Origin of the sequence: Mesorhizobium sp. Cs1321R2N1, from assembly GCF_037179725.1 — a bacterium.
Lineage (GTDB): Bacteria > Pseudomonadota > Alphaproteobacteria > Rhizobiales > Rhizobiaceae > Mesorhizobium > Mesorhizobium salmacidum.
Genome location: NZ_JAPYKP010000020.1, coordinates 1 through 19,758 on the forward strand (window position 1 = coordinate 1; position 19,758 = coordinate 19,758).

Here is a 19,758-nt window from a genome sequence, read left to right on the forward strand (position 1 = left end):
GCCAACCGCCTTGTTCCCAAGGAACGCCTCGATAAAGCTCATCTGTCCCGTCCGCTTCACCGCCATCGCAAATCCCTCCGAGCCATAATCGAAGTGAATCACAATGCCAGAATTGCGCAACAGGCCCCTTGAGGGGGAGATGCCCGGCAGGGCAGAGGGGGGCCTGCTTGGCTATGCCCTGCGCCAGGTCGCAGCCATTCTCGTCACATTGCTGATGGTCACCCACTCTGCCTTCGCCGATCCCCTCCCTGCCGGCTTCGTCCGCCTCTCCGATATCGCCCCATCCATCCGCCAGGACATTCGCTACGCCAGCTCCAACAATTTCCTGCACCGCAAGGTGAACGGCTATAACGCACCTGTCTGCATTCTCACCGAGGAGGCAGCGAAGGCACTCTCCAGCGTTCAGAAGGCGATGATCGCCAGGGGCATGACGCTGGTCGCGTTCGACTGCTACCGCCCTGCCCGCGCGGTGGCCGACATGGACGATTGGACGACCGCGGGTGGACCGCCGGATCCGCGGTGGTATCCGAAGGTCAAGCGCAGCCGCCTCATCACCGAGGGCTACGTCGCCCGACGGTCGGCACATTCGCGCGGCTCAACCGTCGATGTTGCTATTGCGCCTGCCGACAGTCCGTCCGTGCCGAAACCGGCCTGCGGCGCTGTCGATGCCAACACCCTCGATTTCGGCACCGGCTTCGATTGTTTCGACACGATGAGCGAGACCGCGCATCGCCCGCTCGGCACCGAAGCGGCGGCAAACCGCAAGCTGCTCGTCGATGCCATGCGTGTTGGCGGGTCAAGAACTATGCCCGCGAATGGTGGCATTTTGCGCTCGCCCACGAGCCATTTCCCAAGCAGCGCTTCGATTTCCCCGTGACCGCCGAGTAAGCTGCCCAACGCAGACTTGCCCGGCAGCCGTGCATCCCTAGATAGGCCGGATGGCGGACCGGCTCCGGTGCGGCGCAGCTGCAAGGAAAATATTTTCCCATTGCCGCGACAGATCGCCGAAGATTTTCTTCAGGAAGGCAAAAAAGGCAAACATTCAATGCATCTTATTTCTATCAATTCGGTAGATTTGGCGCGGGTTCAACGGAGGCAGAAATGACCAAACCTCATTTCCGGAAACTGCTCGGCGCACTGGTCGCCACATCTGTCCAGTTCGGCACGCTCGGTTTCGCGTTTGCCGACACCACCATTCTCAACGTGTCCTATGATCCGACGCGCGAGCTCTATAAGGCCTATGACGAGGCCTTCGCCGCGCATTGGAAGACAGAGACCGGCGAGACGGTGACCATCCAGCAGTCACATGGCGGATCGGGCGCCCAGGCCCGCGCCGTGATCGACGGCCTGGACGCCGATGTGGTGACGCTGGCGCTCGAAGGCGACATCAACGCCATCGTCTCCAAGTCAAAGAAGATCAATCCCGACTGGCGCACCAAATTCGAGAACAATTCAGCGCCTTACACCTCGACGATCATCTTCCTTGTCCGCAAGGGCAATCCCAAGGGCATCCACGACTGGAACGATCTGATCAAGGACGGCACGCAGGTGATCACGCCTAACCCCAAGACCTCGGGCGGCGCGCGCTGGAACTATCTCGCGGCCTGGGCCTATGCCAACGCCAACGATGGCGGCGACGAAGCCAAGACCAAGGAATTCGTCGGCAAGCTCTACGCCAATGCTCCCGTGCTCGACACCGGCGCGCGCGGCTCGACCGTGACCTTCGCGCAAAAAGGCCTGGGCGACGTGCTGATCGCCTGGGAAAACGATGCCTATCTGGCGCTCGACGAGTTTGGCGCCGACAATTTCGACATCGTCTATCCGCCGACCTCGATCCTGGCCGAGCCGCCGGTGGCAGTGGTCGACGCCAATGTCGACGCCAAGGGCACGCGCAAGGTGGCCGAGGCCTATCTGAGCTACCTCTATTCCAAGGAAGGCCAGACCATCATCGCCAAGAACCACTACCGGCCGTCCAAGCCCGATCTGGTTCCGCCCGAGGATCTCGCCAAGCTGCCGCCTATCAAGCTGATCACCATTGACGACCCGCTTTTCGGTGGCTGGAAGAAAGCACAGCCTTATCATTTCGGCGACGGTGGTATATTCGACCAGATCTACAAACCGGCCCAGTAAGCTAAACCTAGATCGGGACGACATGACCACAGCACCCGCGCAGGCGGGGTGGCGGTTCAGACAGCCGAGCGTCATTCCGGGTTTCGGATTGACGCTCGGCTTCTCGCTTGCCTACCTCACCCTCATCATCCTCATCCCGCTATCCGGGCTGATCTGGCGTTCGGCCGCTCTCGGCTGGGCCGATTTCTGGGCCATCGCCACCGATCGCCGCACGCTCAACGCACTTGAAATCAGCTTCGGCACCGCCTTCATCGCGGCTGTCGTCAATGTCGTTTTCGGCACGCTCGTCGCTTGGGTGCTGGTGCGCTACCGTTTTCCCGGCCGCCGCATCGTCGATGCCATGGTCGACCTGCCATTCGCGCTGCCGACGGCGGTGGCTGGCATCGCGCTGACCACGCTCTACGCGCCGAATGGCTGGATCGGCAAGCTGCTGATGCCGCTCGGCATCAAGGTCGCCTACACGCCGCTCGGCATCGTCATCGCGTTGATCTTCATCGGCCTGCCCTTCGTCGTGCGCACCGTGCAGCCGATCATGGAAGAGATCGACAAGGAAGTGGAGGAAGCCGCCGCCACGCTCGGCGCCAGCCGCTTTCAGATCATCACCCGCGTGCTCTTTCCGGGCCTGGCGCCGGCCATCATCACCGGCTTCTCGCTGGCCTTCGCGCGCGGCGTCGGCGAATACGGCTCGGTCATCTTCATCGCCGGCAATTTGCCCTACAAATCCGAGATCGCGCCGCTTTTGATCGTCATCCGGCTCGAGGAATACAATTACCCGGCGGCGACCGCGATCGCGGCAATCATGCTGGCGTTGTCGTTCATCATGCTGTTGATCGTCAATCTGGTGCAGACATGGAGCCGCAAGCGCTATGGCTGAACCCGAGATCAAATCCTACGAACCGTTCCATGAAAGCCGCTCGGCGGCAGTGACCGAAAGCCGGCCGGCACGGGCCGTGCTGATGACCGTCGTCTTCGTCTTTCTCGCCGTCTTCCTGTTGCTGCCGCTGATCATCGTTTTCAAGGAAGCCTTCGCCAAGGGCGTTGGCACCTACCTGGAATCGCTGAGCGATGCGGACACCCGTTCGGCGATCCGCTTGACCTTGCTGGTCGCGGCGATCTCGGTACCGCTCAACATCGTCTTCGGTATCTCGGCCGCCTGGGCGATCGCCAAGTTCGAGTTCAAGGGCAAGGCCTTCCTGACCACGTTGATCGATCTGCCCTTCTCGGTCTCCCCCGTCATTTCAGGCCTGGTCTACGTGCTTCTGTTCGGCGCCCAGGGGCTGCTCGGCGAGTGGTTGAAGGCACATGGCATCCAGATCTTGTTCGCCGTGCCGGGCATTGTGCTGGCCACCGTCTTCGTCACCTTCCCCTTCGTCGCCCGCGAACTGATCCCGCTGATGCAGGAACAGGGCAATGGCGACGAGGAAGCGGCTCTTTCGCTCGGGGCCAATGGCTGGCAGACGTTCTGGTATGTGACCTTGCCCAATGTCAAATGGGGCCTGCTCTACGGCGTGCTTCTGTGCAATGCGCGCGCCATGGGCGAGTTCGGCGCGGTTTCGGTGGTGTCGGGCCACATACGCGGCCTGACCAACACCATGCCGCTGCATGTCGAAATCCTCTACAACGAATACAATGCCGTCGGCGCCTTCGCCGTCGCCTCCTTGCTTGCCGGGCTGGCGCTCGTCACGCTGATCTTGAAAACTCTGCTCGAGATGCGCTACGGCGCCGAACTCGCCGCGACGCGCGGACATTAGAAGGTTCATTGCATGGAAGTTCGCGTTGCCAATGTGCGCAAGGAATTCGAACGGTTTCCGGCGCTCCACGACGTGTCGCTCGACATCAAGTCGGGCGAACTGATTGCGTTGCTCGGACCGTCCGGTTCCGGCAAGACGACCTTGCTCAGGTTGATCGCCGGGCTGGAGCGCCCGACGCGTGGAAAAATCTTCTTTGGCGACGAGGACGCTTCGCAAAAGTCGATCCAGGAACGCAATGTCGGCTTCGTCTTCCAGCACTACGCGCTGTTCCGGCACATGACGGTGGCCGACAATATCGGCTTCGGCCTCAAGGTGCGGCACGGGCCGACGCGGCCGCCGGCGGCCGAAATCCGCCGCCGCGCGTCCGAGCTTCTCGATCTCGTCCAGCTGTCGGGTCTGGAAAAACGCTATCCGGCGCAACTTTCGGGCGGCCAGCGCCAGCGCGTGGCGCTCGCCCGTGCCATGGCCATCGAACCCAAGGTGCTGCTGCTCGATGAGCCGTTCGGCGCGCTCGATGCGCAGGTGCGGCGGGAACTGCGCCGCTGGCTGCGCGAAATCCATGACGCTACCGGCCACACCACCGTCTTCGTCACCCACGATCAGGAAGAGGCGCTGGAGCTTGCCGACCGCGTCGTGGTGATGAGCCAGGGCCGCGTCGAGCAGGTCGGCACCGCCGACGACATCTACGACACGCCGAACTCGCCCTTCGTCTACGGCTTCATTGGTGAATCGAGCTCGCTTCCGGTCAAGATCGAGAATGGCGAGATCTGGCTCGCCGACCGTCCGATCGGATTGTCGGCGCCGCACGCGCCCCAGGGCGATGCGATGCTGTATTTTCGCCCGCATGATGTCGAACTGCTGGACGGCTGCAGCGGCTGCATCGCCGGCACCGTGGCCGCCAGCCGCCGCGTTGCCGGCACACGGCGCGTGGAGCTCGAAATCGGTGGCGAACGCCAGCGGGTCGAGATCGAACTGCCGGTCGATCATCCGGCGGCACAAAAGAGCCGGGTGGCCTTCCGGCCGGGGCGCTGGAAACTGTTCCCGGCTGCTTAGCGATCGGACCACTGTGAATCTCGTCACCAGCGAATATCCTGGTCTGGTGGCGGTCGCTTACCCTTTCATCTGGCCTTTCAACGACAACGCCAAGGTCATGGGATTTTTCGGGGAAGCCGCAAAGCCGTAGTGCTCGTAAAAGGCTTTCGCTTCATCCGATATGGCATGAACAAAAACTCCGCGAATCCCCAGGATCGTCGCGGCTCGACCGGCGCGCAGGACGGCGTCTTGCAGAAGCGCAGCACCCAGCCCCTTCCCTTGCCAGCTTGCATCCACCGCGAGACGTCCGAGCACGACCATTGGAATGGGATCTGGCATGTTGCGGCGAATGATGCCAGGCGCTTCCGCCAGATCAAGCCCGCCCGAAGACAAGCAATAATAGCCGACAACGCGTGTGCCTTCCGCCACCACATAGGTCCGCGATGCGCCACTGACCTGGTTGGCCCGTGCCCGACGGCGAAGCCATTGATCGAGGCTTTCTGTTCCGCTTTGGAAAAATTCCAGATCGTGGTGTTCCGCCAGCGGCGTGGGCGCCGATGGCATCAGTCCCGCCAAGGCCTGGGCACGTCCATAAGGCGTGCAAAACCTTCCCCGCTTGGCGGTTCATCGAGGATGTCGAGATAATGCCGGTAACTCTCCGGATCCACCTTGATCAATGTTTGCTCGAGCAGCGTATCCTCGGCCGCACGATAAGCGGCATCGATCATGAAGTCGGAACGGGTCTTCCCGCGTATCTTTGCGGCACGGTCAATCAGTATACGCATGTCCTCTCGGATGCGCAGATTGACGGGCTTGGCATGGGTTTCGGGTGCGGCTTTCGCCATGGAAGACTCCTTTCGAACATCATAACATGGGGCATACACAATGTGTATCCATTTGTCGCCTCTCTCGGAAGAGACTGAAGAGGACCGGCCTCAAAAAGACGACTCCGCTTGAAAGAAAAAACTACGATGTGCCGGTGTGGGAAACGGTTTTCTAGTAACAGCCGCCAAGCCCTGAATCTATGCCTCGCCGCTCCTCTGCGCCCCGGCTATGGTCTGGTAATAGAGCATGACATCCGGAGCCTTTTCATGAAGCGATTTTTCATCGGCGTTGCCGCCGCCGCCGGCCTCCTCCTCGCATCCTCCCAAGCCTGGTCGGCCGACAAGCTGCTGAACGCCTCCTATGACGTCGGCCGCGAACTCTTCGTGCAGGTCAACAAGGCCTTTATCGCCAAGCACCCGGGTGTGAGCATCGACCAGTCGCATGCCGGCACTTCCGCGCAGGCGCGCGCCATCGCCGAAGGCCTCGGTGCCGATGTCGTCACCTTCAACCAGGTCACCGACGTCGACTTCCTGGTCAAGAAGGGCCTCGTCTCGGCCGACTGGCAGAAGGATTTTCCCGACAACGCTTCGCCCTTCTATTCACTGCCTTCGTTTCTCGTCCGCGCGGGCAACCCCAAGCACATCAAGGACTGGAACGATCTCGTGCGCGACGACGTGCAGGTGATCTTCCCCAACCCGAAAACGTCTGGCAATGCCCGCTACACCTATCTGGCGGCCACCGCCTACGCCAAGGAAGCCTTCAAGGGCGACGACGCGAAGGTGAAGGAATTCATCACCAAGCTGTTCAACAACGTGCCGATCTTCGACACTGGCGGGCGCGCAGCGACCACCACCTTCGTGCAGCGCGAGATCGGCGACGTGCTGATCACCTTCGAATCCGAGACACGCGGCATCCGCAAGGAATACGGCGACGACAAATTCGAGCAGGTCACGCCTTCGGTCAGCCTTCTGGCGGAATTCCCGGTGGCGATCGTCGACAAGGTCGCCGACGAGCACGGCACGCGTGATCTGGCCAAGAGCTACCTCGACTTCCTCTATACACCCGAGGGCCAGGGCATCGCCGCCGACAATGGCCTGCGCGCACGCGACGCGGCTGTCGCGGCCAAATACAAGGCCGATTTTCCAGATGTGCGCCTGCTGACCGTGGAAGACGTCTTCGGCGGCTGGGACAAGGTCCAAAAAGCGCATTTCGCCGCCGGCGGTCTGCTCGATCAGGCTTATGGCAGCCGGTAAAGTCTCCGCTGCCCGATAGAAAGATCGAGGAAAGCCGGCCCCGAGCCGGCTTTCCTCGTTTATTCAGCCGATAGGGTAAAGCCGGCGCCCTCCGTGCAAAACGTTACAAAGAATCAACGCGTTTGTGCCTAACATGCCTTCCAATGGCATTGTTTCGCGAAACGGCGGCGTGCGGAAGCAACGCCGTCATCATTTGCACACAAACAGCCGCCAGATGCGGGTTGGTTGGGGCTTCAACGGGTTGACTCGGGCATGCTGACGAAAAAAGGCAAATACGGCCTCAAGGCCCTCGTGCATCTTTCCAATCTTCCGGTTGGCCAACTGGCCTTCGTCAACGACATCGCCGTCGCCAACAACATCCCAAAGAAATTCCTCGATGCCATCCTGGGCGAATTGCGCAACGCCGGCTTCGTCCAGAGCCGCAAGGGCAAGGAAGGCGGTTACCGTCTCGCCCGCCCCGCTTCCGAGATCAAGATCGGCCACGTCGTGCGCGTGCTCGACGGGCCGCTGGCGCCGATACCTTGCGCCAGCCGCACGCAGTACCAGCGCTGCGAGGATTGTGATGAAGCGACTTGCCAGGTCCGGCACATGATGCTGGAAGTGCGCCAGGCGATTGCCGAGGTGCTGGACAACCGTAGCCTCGCCGCCATGCGCGATGCCGACAATGACGATTTCCCGGTCGAGTTGACATCGCAGATCTAGAGCCGGGTGGATGAGGCTGTCGAGGTTTACGAGATCCCGAAAAGCCGCCCGTAAGCAGTCATCGGCAGCCAGCTTTCGCACTGAGATCATCGCCGACGTCTTTGTCCCCGAATATGCCGAGGACGTGCGCTTTTTCAGCCGCAAGGTGATTAATCCCGGCAGGCTCCGCCGCTTCTCCACCAGGGATCTTCGCGAGAGCCTGATTGCTCTCTTCTATCTCGCGGTCGCGGCAGCACTGCCGGTTCGCTGGTGGTCGCCGATCTGCGATTGGGCGTCGAGATTTCGCCTGAAGCGCCATATGTGCAAGGATTTCCGCTTCTATGCCGCCGCAACGCGCGCGGTGCTCGGCGACGGCATCGATGCACGCAAGCTGTTCGAGGCATTGCTCGCGGCGCGCCATCGCCGCCGCATGCAACTCGCCGCGCATCTGGTCGCCGGTCGCTGGACGCCGACGATCCGGCTGGAAGGGCTTGAGGGCTTGCAGGCAGCCTTGCAACGCGGCCACGGCGCGATCCTCTGGTGCGATCAATTCACCGCCCAAACGATAATCGGCAAGCGCGCCATACATGAGGCCGGCATCGAAGCGCATCAGGTCAGCGTCAACACGCATGGCGTGTCCGAGACGGCATTCGGCCAGCACTTCCTCAACCCGCCAATGGTTCATGTCGAGAACCGGTTCCTGAAAAGCCGGATCGTCTTCGACCGCGACGATGCCTATCAGGTCACCATCCGCATTCAAAAGATGTTGAAGCAGAACGGCGTCGTGCTGATGACCAACACCATCCATGCCGGCTCGACCTTCACCGAAACCGATCTGGGCGAAAGCGGCTGGACACACCTTGCCTCGGCACCGGCGAATTTCGCCGCCCGGGGCAAGACGGCCCTGTTTGCCATGTCGACTTTCGAGGTGGTGCCCTTCCGGGAATACCGGGCCGTCTTGAGCCCGGAACTGATGCCGGCGGCACCGGCGCTCCCGGCAGTGGACACCACCAGGGACGGAGCCAAGAACATGGCCCTGCAGGCACACTATATCCTGCTGAAACGCGACCGCCTGCTGCAGGCGCTGAAGCAGTGCCCCGAGCAGATGATGTCCTGGTCGCGCCATGAACGGTTGACAGAGGCTCAGGACAGGATCGGCTTCAGCGAAGAAGAAGGCTCATGACCGGCGCATCGAGCGCATTGCCTGGGCGACGAGTTCGTCGATTGGCCGCGTCGCGTCGAGCGTCAATGCTCGCTCATCGGCACCTGGCGGCTCGAGGATGGCGAACTGGCTGTCGACCAGGCTTGCCGGCATGAAATGGCCCTTGCGGCCGGCGACCCGCTGCCGCGCGGTGGCGGGATCGATCTCCAGATAGAGGAAGATGATATCAGGGCAGAAGCCGCGCAGACGCTCGCGATAGCCGCGCTTCAGTGCCGAGCAGGCTGCAACCACGCCCTGTCCCTTGGCGATCGACGCCGCGATGCGCTCACCGATCGCGTCGAGCCAGCCTTCGCGCAGCTGGTCGGTGAGCGGTTCGCCCCGCGCCATGCGGGCAACGTTTTCGGGCGGATGCAGCCTGTCGCCCTCGATGAAGACGGCACCCAACGCATCGGCCAGCGCGATACCGACGGCTGACTTGCCGCAGCCGGCGACGCCCATCATCACGATGGCCGGAAGCGCCAAACCGGAAGCGCCCGTCGGCGCCTGCGCTGCGTTTTCGTCCACCGTCAGCGGCTCGCCGGCGCGCGGCCATAGAGCAGGAGCATGGCGACGATGACGACGCCATAGATGATCTGCCGTCCCGCTTCCGGCATCTGCATGACCGACAGAATGGATTGCAGCAGCGTGATCAGGATCACGCCGGCGACCGTGCCGAGATAGGAGCCGCGTCCGCCGAGAATCGAGGTGCCGCCGAGCACCACGGCCGCGATCGACGGCAGCAGATAGGCGTCACCCATTGATTGCGCCGCCTTGGAGGCGTAGCCGGCCAGCAGCACGCCGCCAAAGGCGGAGAGTCCGCCGGAGACGGCGAAGGCGATCATCACCACGCGTCTTGTGTCGATGCCGGAGAGATAGGCGGCGCGCTCGCGGTTGCCGATGCCATAGACCGCGCGGCCAAAGCCGCTACGGGTCAGCACGAACACCATTGCGGCCCCGATCAGCGCCCAGATGATGACCGCGTTGGGGACGCCCGGAATGGTGAAGCCGGTGGCCAAGTAGCGCATGGCGCCGGTGGCCGAATCCTGCGGCGAGAAACCGCCGGTGTAGACCACCATCAGCCCTTGCGCGACGGCGTTGGTGGCGAGCGTGATGATCATCGAGGGGATGCGCAGATAGGCGACCCCGATGCCGTTGACGATGCCGATCAGCACGCCGCAGAAGATGCCGAACGGGATTGCCAGTGCCACCCCGGCCGGACCGTAGGCGGCCGCCGCGCAGGCCATCATCGCGCCCGCCGCCACCGACCATGGTACGGACAGGTCGATCTGGCCGAGCAGGATGACCAGCATCATGCCCGTGGCGATGACGCCGAGGAACGAGGCGACCTTGAGCTGCTGCAAGAGATATTCAGGCGACAGGAAGCTGCGCGAATAGAGGCTGCCCACCAACAGCAGCACCACGATACAGGCAAAGGCGGTCAGCACCGCCGGATCGGCGCGGCGGATGAATTTCGGCATGCGGCCGGCAATGCCGCCCAAGGTCGTATCGCTCACAGGAACCACTCCAGCCGGTTGCGGACCCGAAACAGGGCGAAGGCGCCGAGGCTGACGGCGACCAGCAGGATAACGCCCTGGAACAGCGGCTGCCAGAGCGGATCGAAATCGAACACGAACAACAGGTCGCCGATGGTGCGGAAGGCAAGCGCGCCGAAGATGGCGCCGATGGCGCTGCCCTTGCCGCCGAACAGCGACACACCGCCCAGCACCACGGCCGCGATCGAGAACAGCGTATAGGCGTTGCCGCTGGCATAGGCCGCCTCGCCCGTATAGGTGAAAAAGGTCAGGAACAGCCCGCCGATCGCGGCCAGCAGCCCCGCAAGCGTGTAAGCGGCGAACTTGCCGCGCCTTATCGGCACGCCCGACATATAGGCAGCCGTTTCCGAAGAGCCGGCCGCGTAGGCGGCACGGCCGAGTACCGAGCGGCTGAACGGCACCCAGATCAACAGCACGACCGCCAGCAGCACGACCAGGCTTGCCGGCACCAGATCGAACAAACGTCCTGTCAAAGCATCGGCCAGGTTCTCGTTGACCGAGCCGCCCGGGAAGGGCCGCAGCAAAAGGCCGATGCCGTAGTAGACCGCCCCGGTGGCGATGGTCGCGACGATCGGCTGCAGCCTTCCGTAGATCACGATGGCGCCATTGATAGCGCCGCACAGAAGTCCCGCCACCAGCACGGCGATGACGCCGAGCGTGGTCTGCATCGGCGTGCCGACCACCAGCCAGGAGGCCAGGCAGTTGGTGAGCAGGAAGATCATGCCGACGGACAGGTCGATGCCGGAGGTGATGACGACCAGCGTCTGCGCCATGGCGACGAAGGCGAGCAGCACGCCCTTGTTCGCCGCCGTCTGCACGACATTGGCGGTGAAGCCCGCCGGATGGTTCGAGGTGTAGATGACGAACATGACGATGAAGATGCCGAGCGCCAGCAGCGTTCCGCGCTGCTCGGCCAGCCAATAGCGCCAATCTTTCACACGCTTGCTCCCAGGCCCAACGGGCTCTCATCGCCATGGATGTTGAGCGCGCTCGATATCAGCGCTCGTTCGGTGATTTCGGCGCCGACCAGTTCGCGCTTGACCGCCCCGTCATAGAGCACCAGCACCCGGTCGCAGCAGCCGATCAGCTCGTCATAGTCGGTCGAATAGAACAGGATCGCCGCGCCCGCGTCCGCCAGCTTGCGCATCAGTTGATAGATTTCCTGCTTGGTACCGACATCGATGCCGCGCGTCGGATCGTTGAGCAGGATGATGCGCGGCTGGCGCATCAGCCATTTGGCGATCACCACCTTCTGCTGGTTACCGCCCGACAGCGCGCCGACCGGAATATCGAGCCCCGCCGTCTTGATCGCCAGAAGGCCGACCATGTCGTCGATGAGCCGCTGTTCGGCGGCACGGTCGATGATACCACCTTTCGACAGCCGGTCGAGCGCTGCGAAGGACAGGTTTTCGCGCACCGTCATCGGCAGCATCAGTCCTTCGGTCTTGCGGTCTTCCGGGATAAGCGCCATGCCGATGCCATCCTCGCGGGCCGCCGCCGGGCTGCTGATCGTCACCGGCTTGCCGTCGATCAGCACATCGCCCGAGAGGCCGCGCAGCACACCGAAGAAAGCAAGCAGCAATTCGCGCTGGCCTTGGCCGTCGAGCCCGCCGAGGCCGACCACCTCGCCTGCCCTGACCGTCAACGAGATGTTATCCAGCCGGTCGGCCCAGGACAATTTGCGCGCCTCGAGCCTGGGGGCGGCGCTGGCCGGTGCCGCCGCCGGCTTGGGCGGAAAAATATGGCTGTATTCGCGGCCGATCATCAGCTCGACCACCTCGTTGTCGCTCTTCGAGCCGGCCTTGTAGCTGGCGACATTGCGGCCATTGCGGAACACCGTGCAGTGGTCGGCCAGTTCGGCGATCTCGTTCATGCGGTGCGAGATGTAGAGCAGCGCCAGCCCTTCCGAGCGCAGCCGCTTCAGCACGCCGAAGATCTTCGCGACATCCGCCGCCGTCAGTGCCGACGTCGCCTCGTCGAGGATGAGGATGCGTGGTTTGCGCGCCAGCGCCTTGGCGATCTCCACCATCTGCCGGCGCGACAGCGGCAGGTCCTTGACCAGCGCCAGCGGATGGATGTCGGCGGCGCCCGCGCGAGCCAGCGCGTCCTCGGCGACGCGGCGTTGCGCCTTGCGGTCGATCATGCCGAAGCGTTTGGGCGGATCCGAAATGACGATGTTGTCGGCGACGCTGAGTTCGGGGATCAGCGACAATTCCTGGAAGATGCAGACGATGCCGGCCTTGTTCGCCGCACCGGGCGAGGCGAAGGTCACATCGCGGCCATCCAGCATCATGCGGCCTTCGTCGGGCGCCACGACACCGGCCATGACCTTGATCAATGTCGACTTGCCGGCGCCGTTTTCACCGAGGATGGCGTGGATGCTGCCGGTGGAAACCGTCAGCTCGGCCTTTTCCAGCGCCCGCACGCCGCCATAGCGCTTGGAAATGCCTTCCATGCGAAAGAGTGGAGCCGCACCGTCCATCAACCCTCCCCGGGGCGATTGTGGGATTGCAGGCTGGCGCCGCGGGGTCATCCGCGGCGCCAGTGATAGCCAGTGACTACTGGTTTTCCTTGCTCTGCCCCATGATTTCCTGGGCACTGAAATTGATGCCGCAGGTCGGGAAGGAGTTGCCGACGAAGAAATTGTCGGACTGGTCGGGGAAGAAATCCTGGCCCGCCTTGAAGTTCGGATCCTCGACAATGGCCAGCGGCAGCTTCACCGATTGCGGCACGACATTGCCTTCGAGGGCCGCGATTGCCGTCTTGATTGCCACAGCCACCTGGGCGGGGCCGGTGCCGGCGGAAGAGCACTTCAAGCCGTCGGCGGCATGCGCGGCGCAGAACTTGCGAAAACCATTCTCCGTCTCGCCGCCGAACGGAACGAATGGATGCTTGGCATCCATCATCGCCTGGACGATGCCGGTGTCGCCGCCTTGCCCGGTGACGCCGTCGAAGGGTCCGTTGGTGGCAATCGCGTCCGCCGTAGCTTTCTGGGCAACGCCGTCGTCCCACTTGCCGACCACCTCCGTGACTTCCCATTTCTTGCCCGAGCCGTCGAGCACCTCGTGGATGCCGGCATGACGGTCCGTGTCAACGGAAGTGCCGGCGACGCCGCGCACTTCGAGCACCTTTCCGCCGTTCGGGACATGTGAGACCAACCACTTGCCCCACAATGCGCCAAGGCCCTTCTGGTCGACATTGACGTTGATGGCATCCTTGGTGTCGAGAATGTTGTCGAAGGCGACCAGCACGACCCCTGCCTCCTTGGCGCGCTTGATGACTGGCCCGAAGGCGGTCGGGTTCTGCGCGTTGACAACGATCGCGTCAAAGCCGGAATCGATGAAATTGTTGATCGCGGAGATCTGCGCCGGGACGTCCTCGCCGGTTGACACGACCTTGAATTCCTTCAGCTTTTTGGCGACATCCGGCTGTGCCGCATACGCCTTGGCGGTCTGCACCATCTGGATACGCCAGGTGTTGGCGATATAGCCGTTGGCGAGCGCGATGCGATATGGGCCGGCCTTCTTGGGGAACTTGAAGAATTGCGTATCGGCTGCCCAGGGGGCAAAGCAGTCCGGCTCGGCTGCTGGTCCCTTGACGACTTCTGGGCCTGCGGCCATCGCCGCTGAGCTCAACATGACGAATGCAGTGGCGGCAACGATGCCACCAACGAGTGACTTGATCATCGATATTCCTCCCAGTTGCAGTTCTGACTTGTTTGTTTAGCTGCAGTACAATGACGTGTTCGCCCCAGCACCTCCCGCTCTGGCCCGCCACGCACATCAGGTGGCCCCGGCCACCTGTTCCTCCTCGTTGCTTCCTTAAGCTGCAACGAAAGTATCGTATTATCAATAATAAACAAGGAACATTCTGTCGCTTATGTATAATAAACAGCAGTCCGACTTCACACCAGCTCGGATGGTAGCGCTACCAAGAATGCCTGTAAAGGCTGATTTCAGCAGGTTCTAAACTGCTTCAACGTGCCGTGCTCTCGCGGCGCTTGAGCTCGAAACCAAGGTCGACGACCCGCTGCTCCGGCCTGTCACCTGATATCGCCGCCAGCGCCATGGCGACCGCGCGCCTGCCGATTTCGTAGCGATGGGTGCGGATGCTGGTGATCGAGGGAAAGGCCACCTGCATCATGTCGAGATCGTTGAAGCCGACAATGCCGATGGTCTTCGGAACGTCGATCGAGGCGCGATGGCATTCGAACAGCACGCCGAGCGCGATGTCGTCATTGTTGCAAAACACGCCGTCGAGCGTCGGCATCTTGGCAAGCGCATCGCGGAACAGCTCGCGGCCAAGCGGCACGCTGGAAGGCACCGGCGTGGTGGTGATCAGGCGCGGGTCCAGCAGGCCGGCCTTCTCCATCGCCAGCCGGTAACCAGCCAGGCGCCGCTGCGAGCGCGGATCCATGCGCGCGCCGATGAAGCCGATCCGGCGATACCCCGCCTCGATCAGGTGCTGGGTCGCCGTCCTGCCGCCTTCGAGATGCGAGAAACCGACCATCATGTCCACGGGATCGGGTCCGGTCTCCATCACCTGAACCACCGGGCAACCGGCATTTTCCAACAGCTTTCGCGAGGTAGGTGTCTGGTCGATGCCGGCAACGATCAGCGCTGCCGGCCGCTGGGAGCCGAACACCTGCAGCAGCCGCTCTTCCTCCAGTCCGGAATAGTGCGTGTTGCCGAGCTGGATGCGGAACGGGCTGTCCGACAGGCTGTCATAGATGCCGCGCACCACCTCCGCGAAGACGTTGTTGGTCAGCGAAGGCACCAGCACGCCGAACACCTCGGCCCGCGCCGAGGCCAATGCCCGCGCGTTGGGATCCGGCACATAGCCAAGCTCTTCGATGGCGGCCAGGATCTGGCGGCGCAGTTCCTCGGAAACGCGCTCCGGCTCGCGCAGCGCGCGTGAAACGGTGATGGCGCCGACGCCGGCCTTGCGTGCCACGTCAGATAGGGTCGGGCGGCCACCGCCCCGGCGCGAGCGCGGCTTGATCAAGGCCTTAGCCCATGCGCCCGGCCATTCAAGCACGCCCGCAATGCGATCTTTCCAGCTGTCGCCATCTCACAGGCCTGTTTCAGCACCCGTCGGCCCCTGGCGTCGCGCAGTGACTGCCTGTTGTCAAGCTGAGCCGTGGCTGTGCTTGGCCTTCCTCAGGCCGCTACGGCCGCCCTGTGCCTCGCTTTCCACATTAATAGCCCAATCGCCAGTATGTTCAGCAGGTTCCAGGCAATGCCGTTCAGGAACGCGGCGGCGTAGGAGCCCGTCAGGTCATAGATCCAGCCCGACATCCAGCCGCCGATCGCCATGCCAAAAATCGTCGCCATCATGACGATGCCGATGCGCTGGCCGGCCTCCTTGGCCGGCAGGTATTCGCGCACGATAATCGCGTAGCAAGGCACGATGCCGCCCTGCGACAGGCCGAAGACCAGCGACACGACATAGAGCGAGGCGAGCCCGTCGAACGGGATATAGAACAGCAATGACAGGCATTGAAGCACAGACCCGATAAGCAACGTTTTGACGCCGCCGATGCGGTCGGCGACAAAGCCCGAGGCAAGCCGGCTGACGACGCCCGCAGCCATCATGATCGACAGCATGTCGGCGCCATGCGCCATGCCGTAGCCAAGGTCCATGCAATAGGCGACGATATGCACTTGCGGCATCGACATCGCCACGCAGCAGCCCAGTCCCGCGACGACCAGCAATATCTGCAGCATCGCCGGCGACAGTGAAATCGACTGCACAGGCCGGCTTCCGGGCGAGCCGGCGGCCGCCGCTTCCGGAGCGCCGCGCCGCAGCAACAACACCAGCGGCACCATGGTGACCAGGCAGAAGACGCCGATGGCGGCATAGGTGAAGCGCCAGCCTTCCGCCTTGATCAGCGTCGGCATGACGGTGGGCCATATCGCTCCGGCGAGGTAGTTGCCGGCCGCCGCCGCCGTGACAGCCACGCCGCGCCGGCGGTTGAACCAGTGCGAGATATCGGCGATCAGCGGCCCGAAGATCACCGATGTGCCGACACCGATCAGCACCCCCTGGGCAAGGGTGAATTGCAGGATCGAGGTCGACAGCGCAGCGAGCAGGAGACCGGCGGAGAGCGCGATCGAGGAAAACAGCGCCGGGATCCAGTAGCCCATGCGGTCAATGGCGCGGCCGACCAGCACATTGCCGGCGGCAAAGCCCACCATGGTCGCGGTGTAGGGCATGGATGCCGCGGCGCGGTCGACGCCGAACTCGGCCTGTACCGCCGGCAGCACCACGACAACGGCCCACATGCCGACCGCACCGATCGTGGCCAGCAGCATCGAGATGGCCAGCCGCATCCAGGCGTAGGAACTATCGATGCCGGGGCTGGGCCGGCTCACGTCGGTTCGCGTCAAAGGCGTTTCCTGTCGGCGGTCTCAACCGTTGCTGTTTTGGCCACTATCGACGCATTCTCGGCGCACAGCAGCGCCACAGCGGGCAAATCCGTGGCTCCAGGCCGGTACGAATGGGGGAACCGACGCCAACATCTGGAGTTTCCGATCAGCAACCTTGCAAAGGAGTCCCAGCCATGACCGCCACCAAGCAGAAATGGTCGGCCGAGGTGACCGAGCACAGCAATGCGATGGATCTCGAGGAGCATGTCTTCGAATCCGACGACGCCAAGAAGATCGCCGCCTCGCTCAAGCGGTCGGCCGAACACAGCCACCGCCGCAAGGCCGAGCCCTTCCAGTCCGCCATGTCGATGCTGAATTTCTACATCAACAGGGCCGGCAAAAACCTGCCCGCGGCGCGCAAGAAGGTCCTTGAGGACGCCAAGGACGAACTGCGCGCCGCATTCGGGCGTCCAAAGGAGGATTAGCCGCCCTCGCCCGCCAATGGCACCTGACTGAATATGGCGCTCTATTGTTTGATCTCGGGTTCGACGAGCTTGGCCAGGTTCCGTAGCGACTCCTGCCAACCGAGATAGCAAGCTTCCGCGGGAATGACATCCGGGATGCCGGCCTGGGTGATGTTCACTTCGGTGCCCACGGACACTTTCTTCAGCGTCACGGTCACCTCCATCTCGCCGGGCAGGTTGGGATCGTCGAACCTGTCGGTGTAGCGCAGGAGTTCGCCCGCGACGAGTTCGACATACTCACCGCCAAACGAGTGGCTGTCGCCAGTGGTGAAGTTGCGGAACGACATCTTGAACGTGCCGCCGACCTTGCCTTCGAAGTGATGGACCGTGCAGGTGAAGCCGTTCGGCGGAAGCCATTTGGCAAGCGCATCCGCTTCGAGGAACGCGCGGTAGACCTTCTCCGGGCTGGTGGTCAGAACGCGGTGCAGACGAACGGTGCTGGGCATGTCAAATTCTCCTTCCTGGTTCCTGTTCGATACCCCAAGGACGGGGAGCACACAGCCCATCCGACACAGGCGTTCGAATTTTTTGGCGGTGCCGGCCTGAATTGCTTCGACGGCCTGCAAGGCGGAAACGCCCGGGTGCCGAATGGCTGTGCCGGTGAATTCTACCGCGAACGTATGACTTTGTCGGTATTCGCCAGCAGCTTGCGCACGGCATTGCGCGCCGCATCGGGCCGCTGCAGGCGGATATTCTTTTCGATCGCCTCGTGCATCTTCTGGGCGAGCTGCAAATCGTCGAGTTCCCGGGTCGTGTAGGTGAACAGGTGATCGAAGGCGGATTCGATCAGCACGCCGAGCGGCACCAGCAGATCATTGCCCGAGGCGCGCAGGATGGCGAGGTGGAAGCGGGTGTCGGCGCGGGTCCGTTCCTGCAAACTTTTCGCCTCGCCCATCTCCCGGCAGGCCTGGCTGATCTCGGCCATCTGCTCGTCGGTCCGCCGCATGGCGGCAAAGGCGGTCGCTTCCGGCTCGATGATGTGACGGAATTCCTGCACCGTCCTCAGGAACACCTCGCGGTCCGGCGACGTCGCGTACCAGGCAAGCACATCGCGGTCGAGCAGGTTCCAGCGTTCCTTCGGCTCGACCCAGCTGCCGATCTTGGGGCGCGACGCCAACAGGCTCTTGGCCATCAGCATCTTGATCGCCTCGCGCACCGCCGACCGGCTGACGCTGAAGGTCTCCGACCATTTGGCTTCATTGGGCAGGATGGTGCCGGGCGGATAGTCGCCGCGCACGATCCGCAGCCCAATCTCGCTCGCCAGCGACGCATGCACACTGGAGCCCGGGATACGCGCCGCGTCGGGCCGGCGAGCACCGGCCGGGCGCTCGGCGGCTACAGCCTTTTTGGGCGATTTTTCCTTGTTCGGCCTCGCGTCCCGCATGGGTTCCAGAAAGGCCGGTTTAGGGAAGCTGTCAAGCGCGGTGCGGCTGTGAGGCGGCAAAGCCGGCTTCTATGCACAACCCAGCCGCGATTCGACCTCGCTCAGGCGGTCTTGACGTATTTGCGCCAGCTATGCTCGGGCCGGAAGCCGAGCATGTCACGCGCCTTGCGGTTGGACAGCAGCGTCTCGTATTCGCCGAGTTCGCCCTTGACCGGCACGCCGGGATAGAACCGCTTCAAGAGTTCGGCGGTCGGCAGGTCGGACGAGGTGTCGTCATTGGCGGCGTTGAACACCTGGTAGCCCAGCCCGTCCTTCTCGATGGCGCGCAGCGTGATCTGGCCAAGGTCGCGCGCGTCGATGTAGCTCCAGGCGATACGTTTGCGAAAGCCCGGATCGGCGAACCATTTCGGAAACAGCGAATATTCATGCGGCTCGATGACGTTGCCGATACGCAAGGCGTAAATGTCTGTGCCATTGCGCTGCGCGAAGGCGCGCGCCGTCTTCTCGTTGACGATCTTGGACAGGGCATAGCTGTCCATCGGATCCACGTCATACTCCTCGTCGAGCGGGAAATGCGTGGGGTCGCGCGGCTCGTTGGCGAACACCAAGCCGTAGGTCGTCTCGCTGGAAGCAATGATCACCTTACGGATGCCGAGCTTCACCGCGGCCTCGATGACATTGTAGGTGCCCATCGCGTTGATGCGGAACACCTCGTTGTCGGGCGTGATCATGATGCGTGGGATGGCGGCGAAATGCACCACGGCGTCGACCGGCTGCGGCCGTAGCGACGGATCGAATTCGTGCAGCCCCATATAGCTCGACAGCGCGTTGAACACCTGGCCGCTGTCGGTGATGTCGGTGATCAGCGTGCGCACCTTGGGATTGTCGAGCGGCCTGGTGTCGATGTTGAGCACTTGGCAGCCCTGCTCCACCAGATATTGCACGACATGGCGCCCAGCCTTGCCGCTGCCGCCGGTGAACATGATCCGCTTCGTCATTTCTGGTCTCCACGAAAGTCCTGGGATTGACGTGTATTGTCAGACAATATTGCTTTCC

The 19,758-nt window shown here is 62.8% G+C and carries 21 protein-coding genes; 9 read left to right on the forward strand and 12 right to left on the reverse strand.

The window, feature by feature from the left end; translation table 11 throughout:
- Positions 1 to 139 precede the first annotated feature (139 nt).
- The 5 genes from O7A61_RS08020 (at position 140) to O7A61_RS08040 (ending at position 4,934) form a co-directional block, all read left to right on the forward strand.
- Entirely contained in the window at positions 140 to 877 is a 738-nt protein-coding gene (locus tag O7A61_RS08020) for a M15 family metallopeptidase (RefSeq protein WP_337129271.1), read from the forward strand.
- Positions 878 to 1,101: 224 nt separating this feature from the next.
- A complete protein-coding gene (locus tag O7A61_RS08025) occupies positions 1,102 to 2,130 on the forward strand; it encodes a sulfate ABC transporter substrate-binding protein (RefSeq protein ID WP_027141569.1) in 1,029 nt (342 codons plus the stop codon).
- Positions 2,131 to 2,152: 22 nt separating this feature from the next.
- Entirely contained in the window at positions 2,153 to 3,004 is an 852-nt protein-coding gene (cysT, locus tag O7A61_RS08030; RefSeq protein ID WP_027141568.1) for a sulfate ABC transporter permease subunit CysT, read from the forward strand.
- Positions 2,997 to 3,881 carry a sulfate ABC transporter permease subunit CysW gene (gene cysW / locus O7A61_RS08035; protein WP_337129272.1) on the forward strand — a complete coding sequence of 295 codons (885 nt, stop codon included), beginning with the start codon at positions 2,997 to 2,999 and terminating at the stop codon, positions 3,879 to 3,881. Before cysT ends, cysW begins: the two co-directional genes overlap by 8 nt.
- A 12-nt stretch (positions 3,882 to 3,893) precedes the next feature.
- Positions 3,894 to 4,934, forward strand: coding sequence for a sulfate/molybdate ABC transporter ATP-binding protein (locus O7A61_RS08040; RefSeq protein ID WP_027141566.1), 1,041 nt, complete (start codon positions 3,894 to 3,896; stop codon positions 4,932 to 4,934).
- 57 nt (positions 4,935 to 4,991) lie between these two features.
- On the opposite strand, the gene O7A61_RS08045 is transcribed toward O7A61_RS08040, so the two are convergent.
- Together O7A61_RS08045 and O7A61_RS08050 are read right to left on the reverse strand one after the other, a co-directional pair.
- Positions 4,992 to 5,477 carry a GNAT family N-acetyltransferase gene (locus O7A61_RS08045; RefSeq protein ID WP_337129273.1) on the reverse strand — a complete coding sequence of 162 codons (486 nt, stop codon included), beginning with the start codon at positions 5,475 to 5,477 and terminating at the stop codon, positions 4,992 to 4,994.
- Positions 5,477 to 5,758, reverse strand: a complete 282-nt coding sequence (locus O7A61_RS08050; protein ID WP_337129274.1) for a type II toxin-antitoxin system TacA family antitoxin — start codon at positions 5,756 to 5,758, stop codon at positions 5,477 to 5,479. The genes O7A61_RS08045 and O7A61_RS08050 overlap by 1 nt, the downstream gene beginning before the upstream one ends.
- Positions 5,759 to 6,004: 246 nt before the next feature.
- Here O7A61_RS08050 and O7A61_RS08055 point away from each other — a divergent pair, with 246 nt between their 5' ends.
- From O7A61_RS08055 to O7A61_RS08065, 3 genes are all read left to right on the forward strand, one after another.
- On the forward strand, positions 6,005 to 6,991 hold the full coding sequence (locus O7A61_RS08055; protein WP_027141563.1) for a sulfate ABC transporter substrate-binding protein: 987 nt from the start codon (positions 6,005 to 6,007) through the stop codon (positions 6,989 to 6,991).
- A 252-nt stretch (positions 6,992 to 7,243) separates the two neighbouring features.
- Positions 7,244 to 7,693: an RrF2 family transcriptional regulator gene (locus O7A61_RS08060; RefSeq protein ID WP_023769580.1), complete on the forward strand. Its 450-nt coding sequence runs from the start codon at positions 7,244 to 7,246 to the stop codon at positions 7,691 to 7,693.
- A gap of 10 nt (positions 7,694 to 7,703) precedes the next feature.
- Positions 7,704 to 8,855 (forward strand): hypothetical protein, encoded by a 1,152-nt coding sequence (locus tag O7A61_RS08065; protein ID WP_337129275.1) that lies wholly within the window; start codon positions 7,704 to 7,706, stop codon positions 8,853 to 8,855.
- Here the strand turns inward: O7A61_RS08065 and O7A61_RS08070 are convergent.
- The 7 genes from O7A61_RS08070 to O7A61_RS08100 all read right to left on the reverse strand — a co-directional run bounded on the left by O7A61_RS08070 (position 8,850) and on the right by O7A61_RS08100 (position 16,815).
- Positions 8,850 to 9,398 (reverse strand): gluconokinase, encoded by a 549-nt coding sequence (locus O7A61_RS08070; RefSeq protein ID WP_337105042.1) that lies wholly within the window; start codon positions 9,396 to 9,398, stop codon positions 8,850 to 8,852. The two genes, O7A61_RS08065 and O7A61_RS08070, sit on opposite strands and share 6 nt — an antisense overlap.
- Before the next feature lie 2 nt (positions 9,399 to 9,400).
- Complete coding sequence (locus tag O7A61_RS08075; RefSeq protein ID WP_140502324.1) at positions 9,401 to 10,387, reverse strand: ABC transporter permease; 987 nt, start codon at positions 10,385 to 10,387, stop codon at positions 9,401 to 9,403.
- Positions 10,384 to 11,364 carry an ABC transporter permease gene (locus tag O7A61_RS08080; RefSeq protein ID WP_140502323.1) on the reverse strand — a complete coding sequence of 327 codons (981 nt, stop codon included), beginning with the start codon at positions 11,362 to 11,364 and terminating at the stop codon, positions 10,384 to 10,386. Before O7A61_RS08080 ends, O7A61_RS08075 begins: the two co-directional genes overlap by 4 nt.
- Complete coding sequence (locus O7A61_RS08085; protein ID WP_337129276.1) at positions 11,361 to 12,908, reverse strand: sugar ABC transporter ATP-binding protein; 1,548 nt, start codon at positions 12,906 to 12,908, stop codon at positions 11,361 to 11,363. The genes O7A61_RS08080 and O7A61_RS08085 overlap by 4 nt, the downstream gene beginning before the upstream one ends.
- A 76-nt stretch (positions 12,909 to 12,984) precedes the next feature.
- Positions 12,985 to 14,112 carry a sugar ABC transporter substrate-binding protein gene (locus O7A61_RS08090; RefSeq protein WP_337129277.1) on the reverse strand — a complete coding sequence of 376 codons (1,128 nt, stop codon included), beginning with the start codon at positions 14,110 to 14,112 and terminating at the stop codon, positions 12,985 to 12,987.
- Positions 14,113 to 14,401: 289 nt separating this feature from the next.
- Positions 14,402 to 15,430, reverse strand: a complete 1,029-nt coding sequence (locus O7A61_RS08095; RefSeq protein WP_337105199.1) for a LacI family DNA-binding transcriptional regulator — start codon at positions 15,428 to 15,430, stop codon at positions 14,402 to 14,404.
- 155 nt (positions 15,431 to 15,585) lie between these two features.
- Positions 15,586 to 16,815: an MFS transporter gene (locus O7A61_RS08100; protein ID WP_337129278.1), complete on the reverse strand. Its 1,230-nt coding sequence runs from the start codon at positions 16,813 to 16,815 to the stop codon at positions 15,586 to 15,588.
- Between the two features lie 173 nt (positions 16,816 to 16,988).
- Between O7A61_RS08100 and O7A61_RS08105 the strand changes: the two genes are divergently transcribed.
- Entirely contained in the window at positions 16,989 to 17,279 is a 291-nt protein-coding gene (locus O7A61_RS08105) for a DUF3175 domain-containing protein (protein WP_140747648.1), read from the forward strand.
- A gap of 41 nt (positions 17,280 to 17,320) precedes the next feature.
- Here O7A61_RS08105 and O7A61_RS08110 read toward each other — a convergent pair whose 3' ends face one another.
- The 3 genes from O7A61_RS08110 to O7A61_RS08120 all read right to left on the reverse strand — a co-directional run bounded on the left by O7A61_RS08110 (position 17,321) and on the right by O7A61_RS08120 (position 19,700).
- Positions 17,321 to 17,764, reverse strand: coding sequence for an SRPBCC family protein (locus O7A61_RS08110; RefSeq protein WP_337129314.1), 444 nt, complete (start codon positions 17,762 to 17,764; stop codon positions 17,321 to 17,323).
- 161 nt (positions 17,765 to 17,925) lie between these two features.
- Complete coding sequence (locus O7A61_RS08115) at positions 17,926 to 18,702, reverse strand: FadR/GntR family transcriptional regulator (RefSeq protein ID WP_337129279.1); 777 nt, start codon at positions 18,700 to 18,702, stop codon at positions 17,926 to 17,928.
- Positions 18,703 to 18,803: 101 nt separating this feature from the next.
- On the reverse strand, positions 18,804 to 19,700 hold the full coding sequence (locus tag O7A61_RS08120; protein ID WP_337129280.1) for an NAD-dependent epimerase/dehydratase family protein: 897 nt from the start codon (positions 19,698 to 19,700) through the stop codon (positions 18,804 to 18,806).
- Positions 19,701 to 19,758 lie beyond the last annotated feature (58 nt).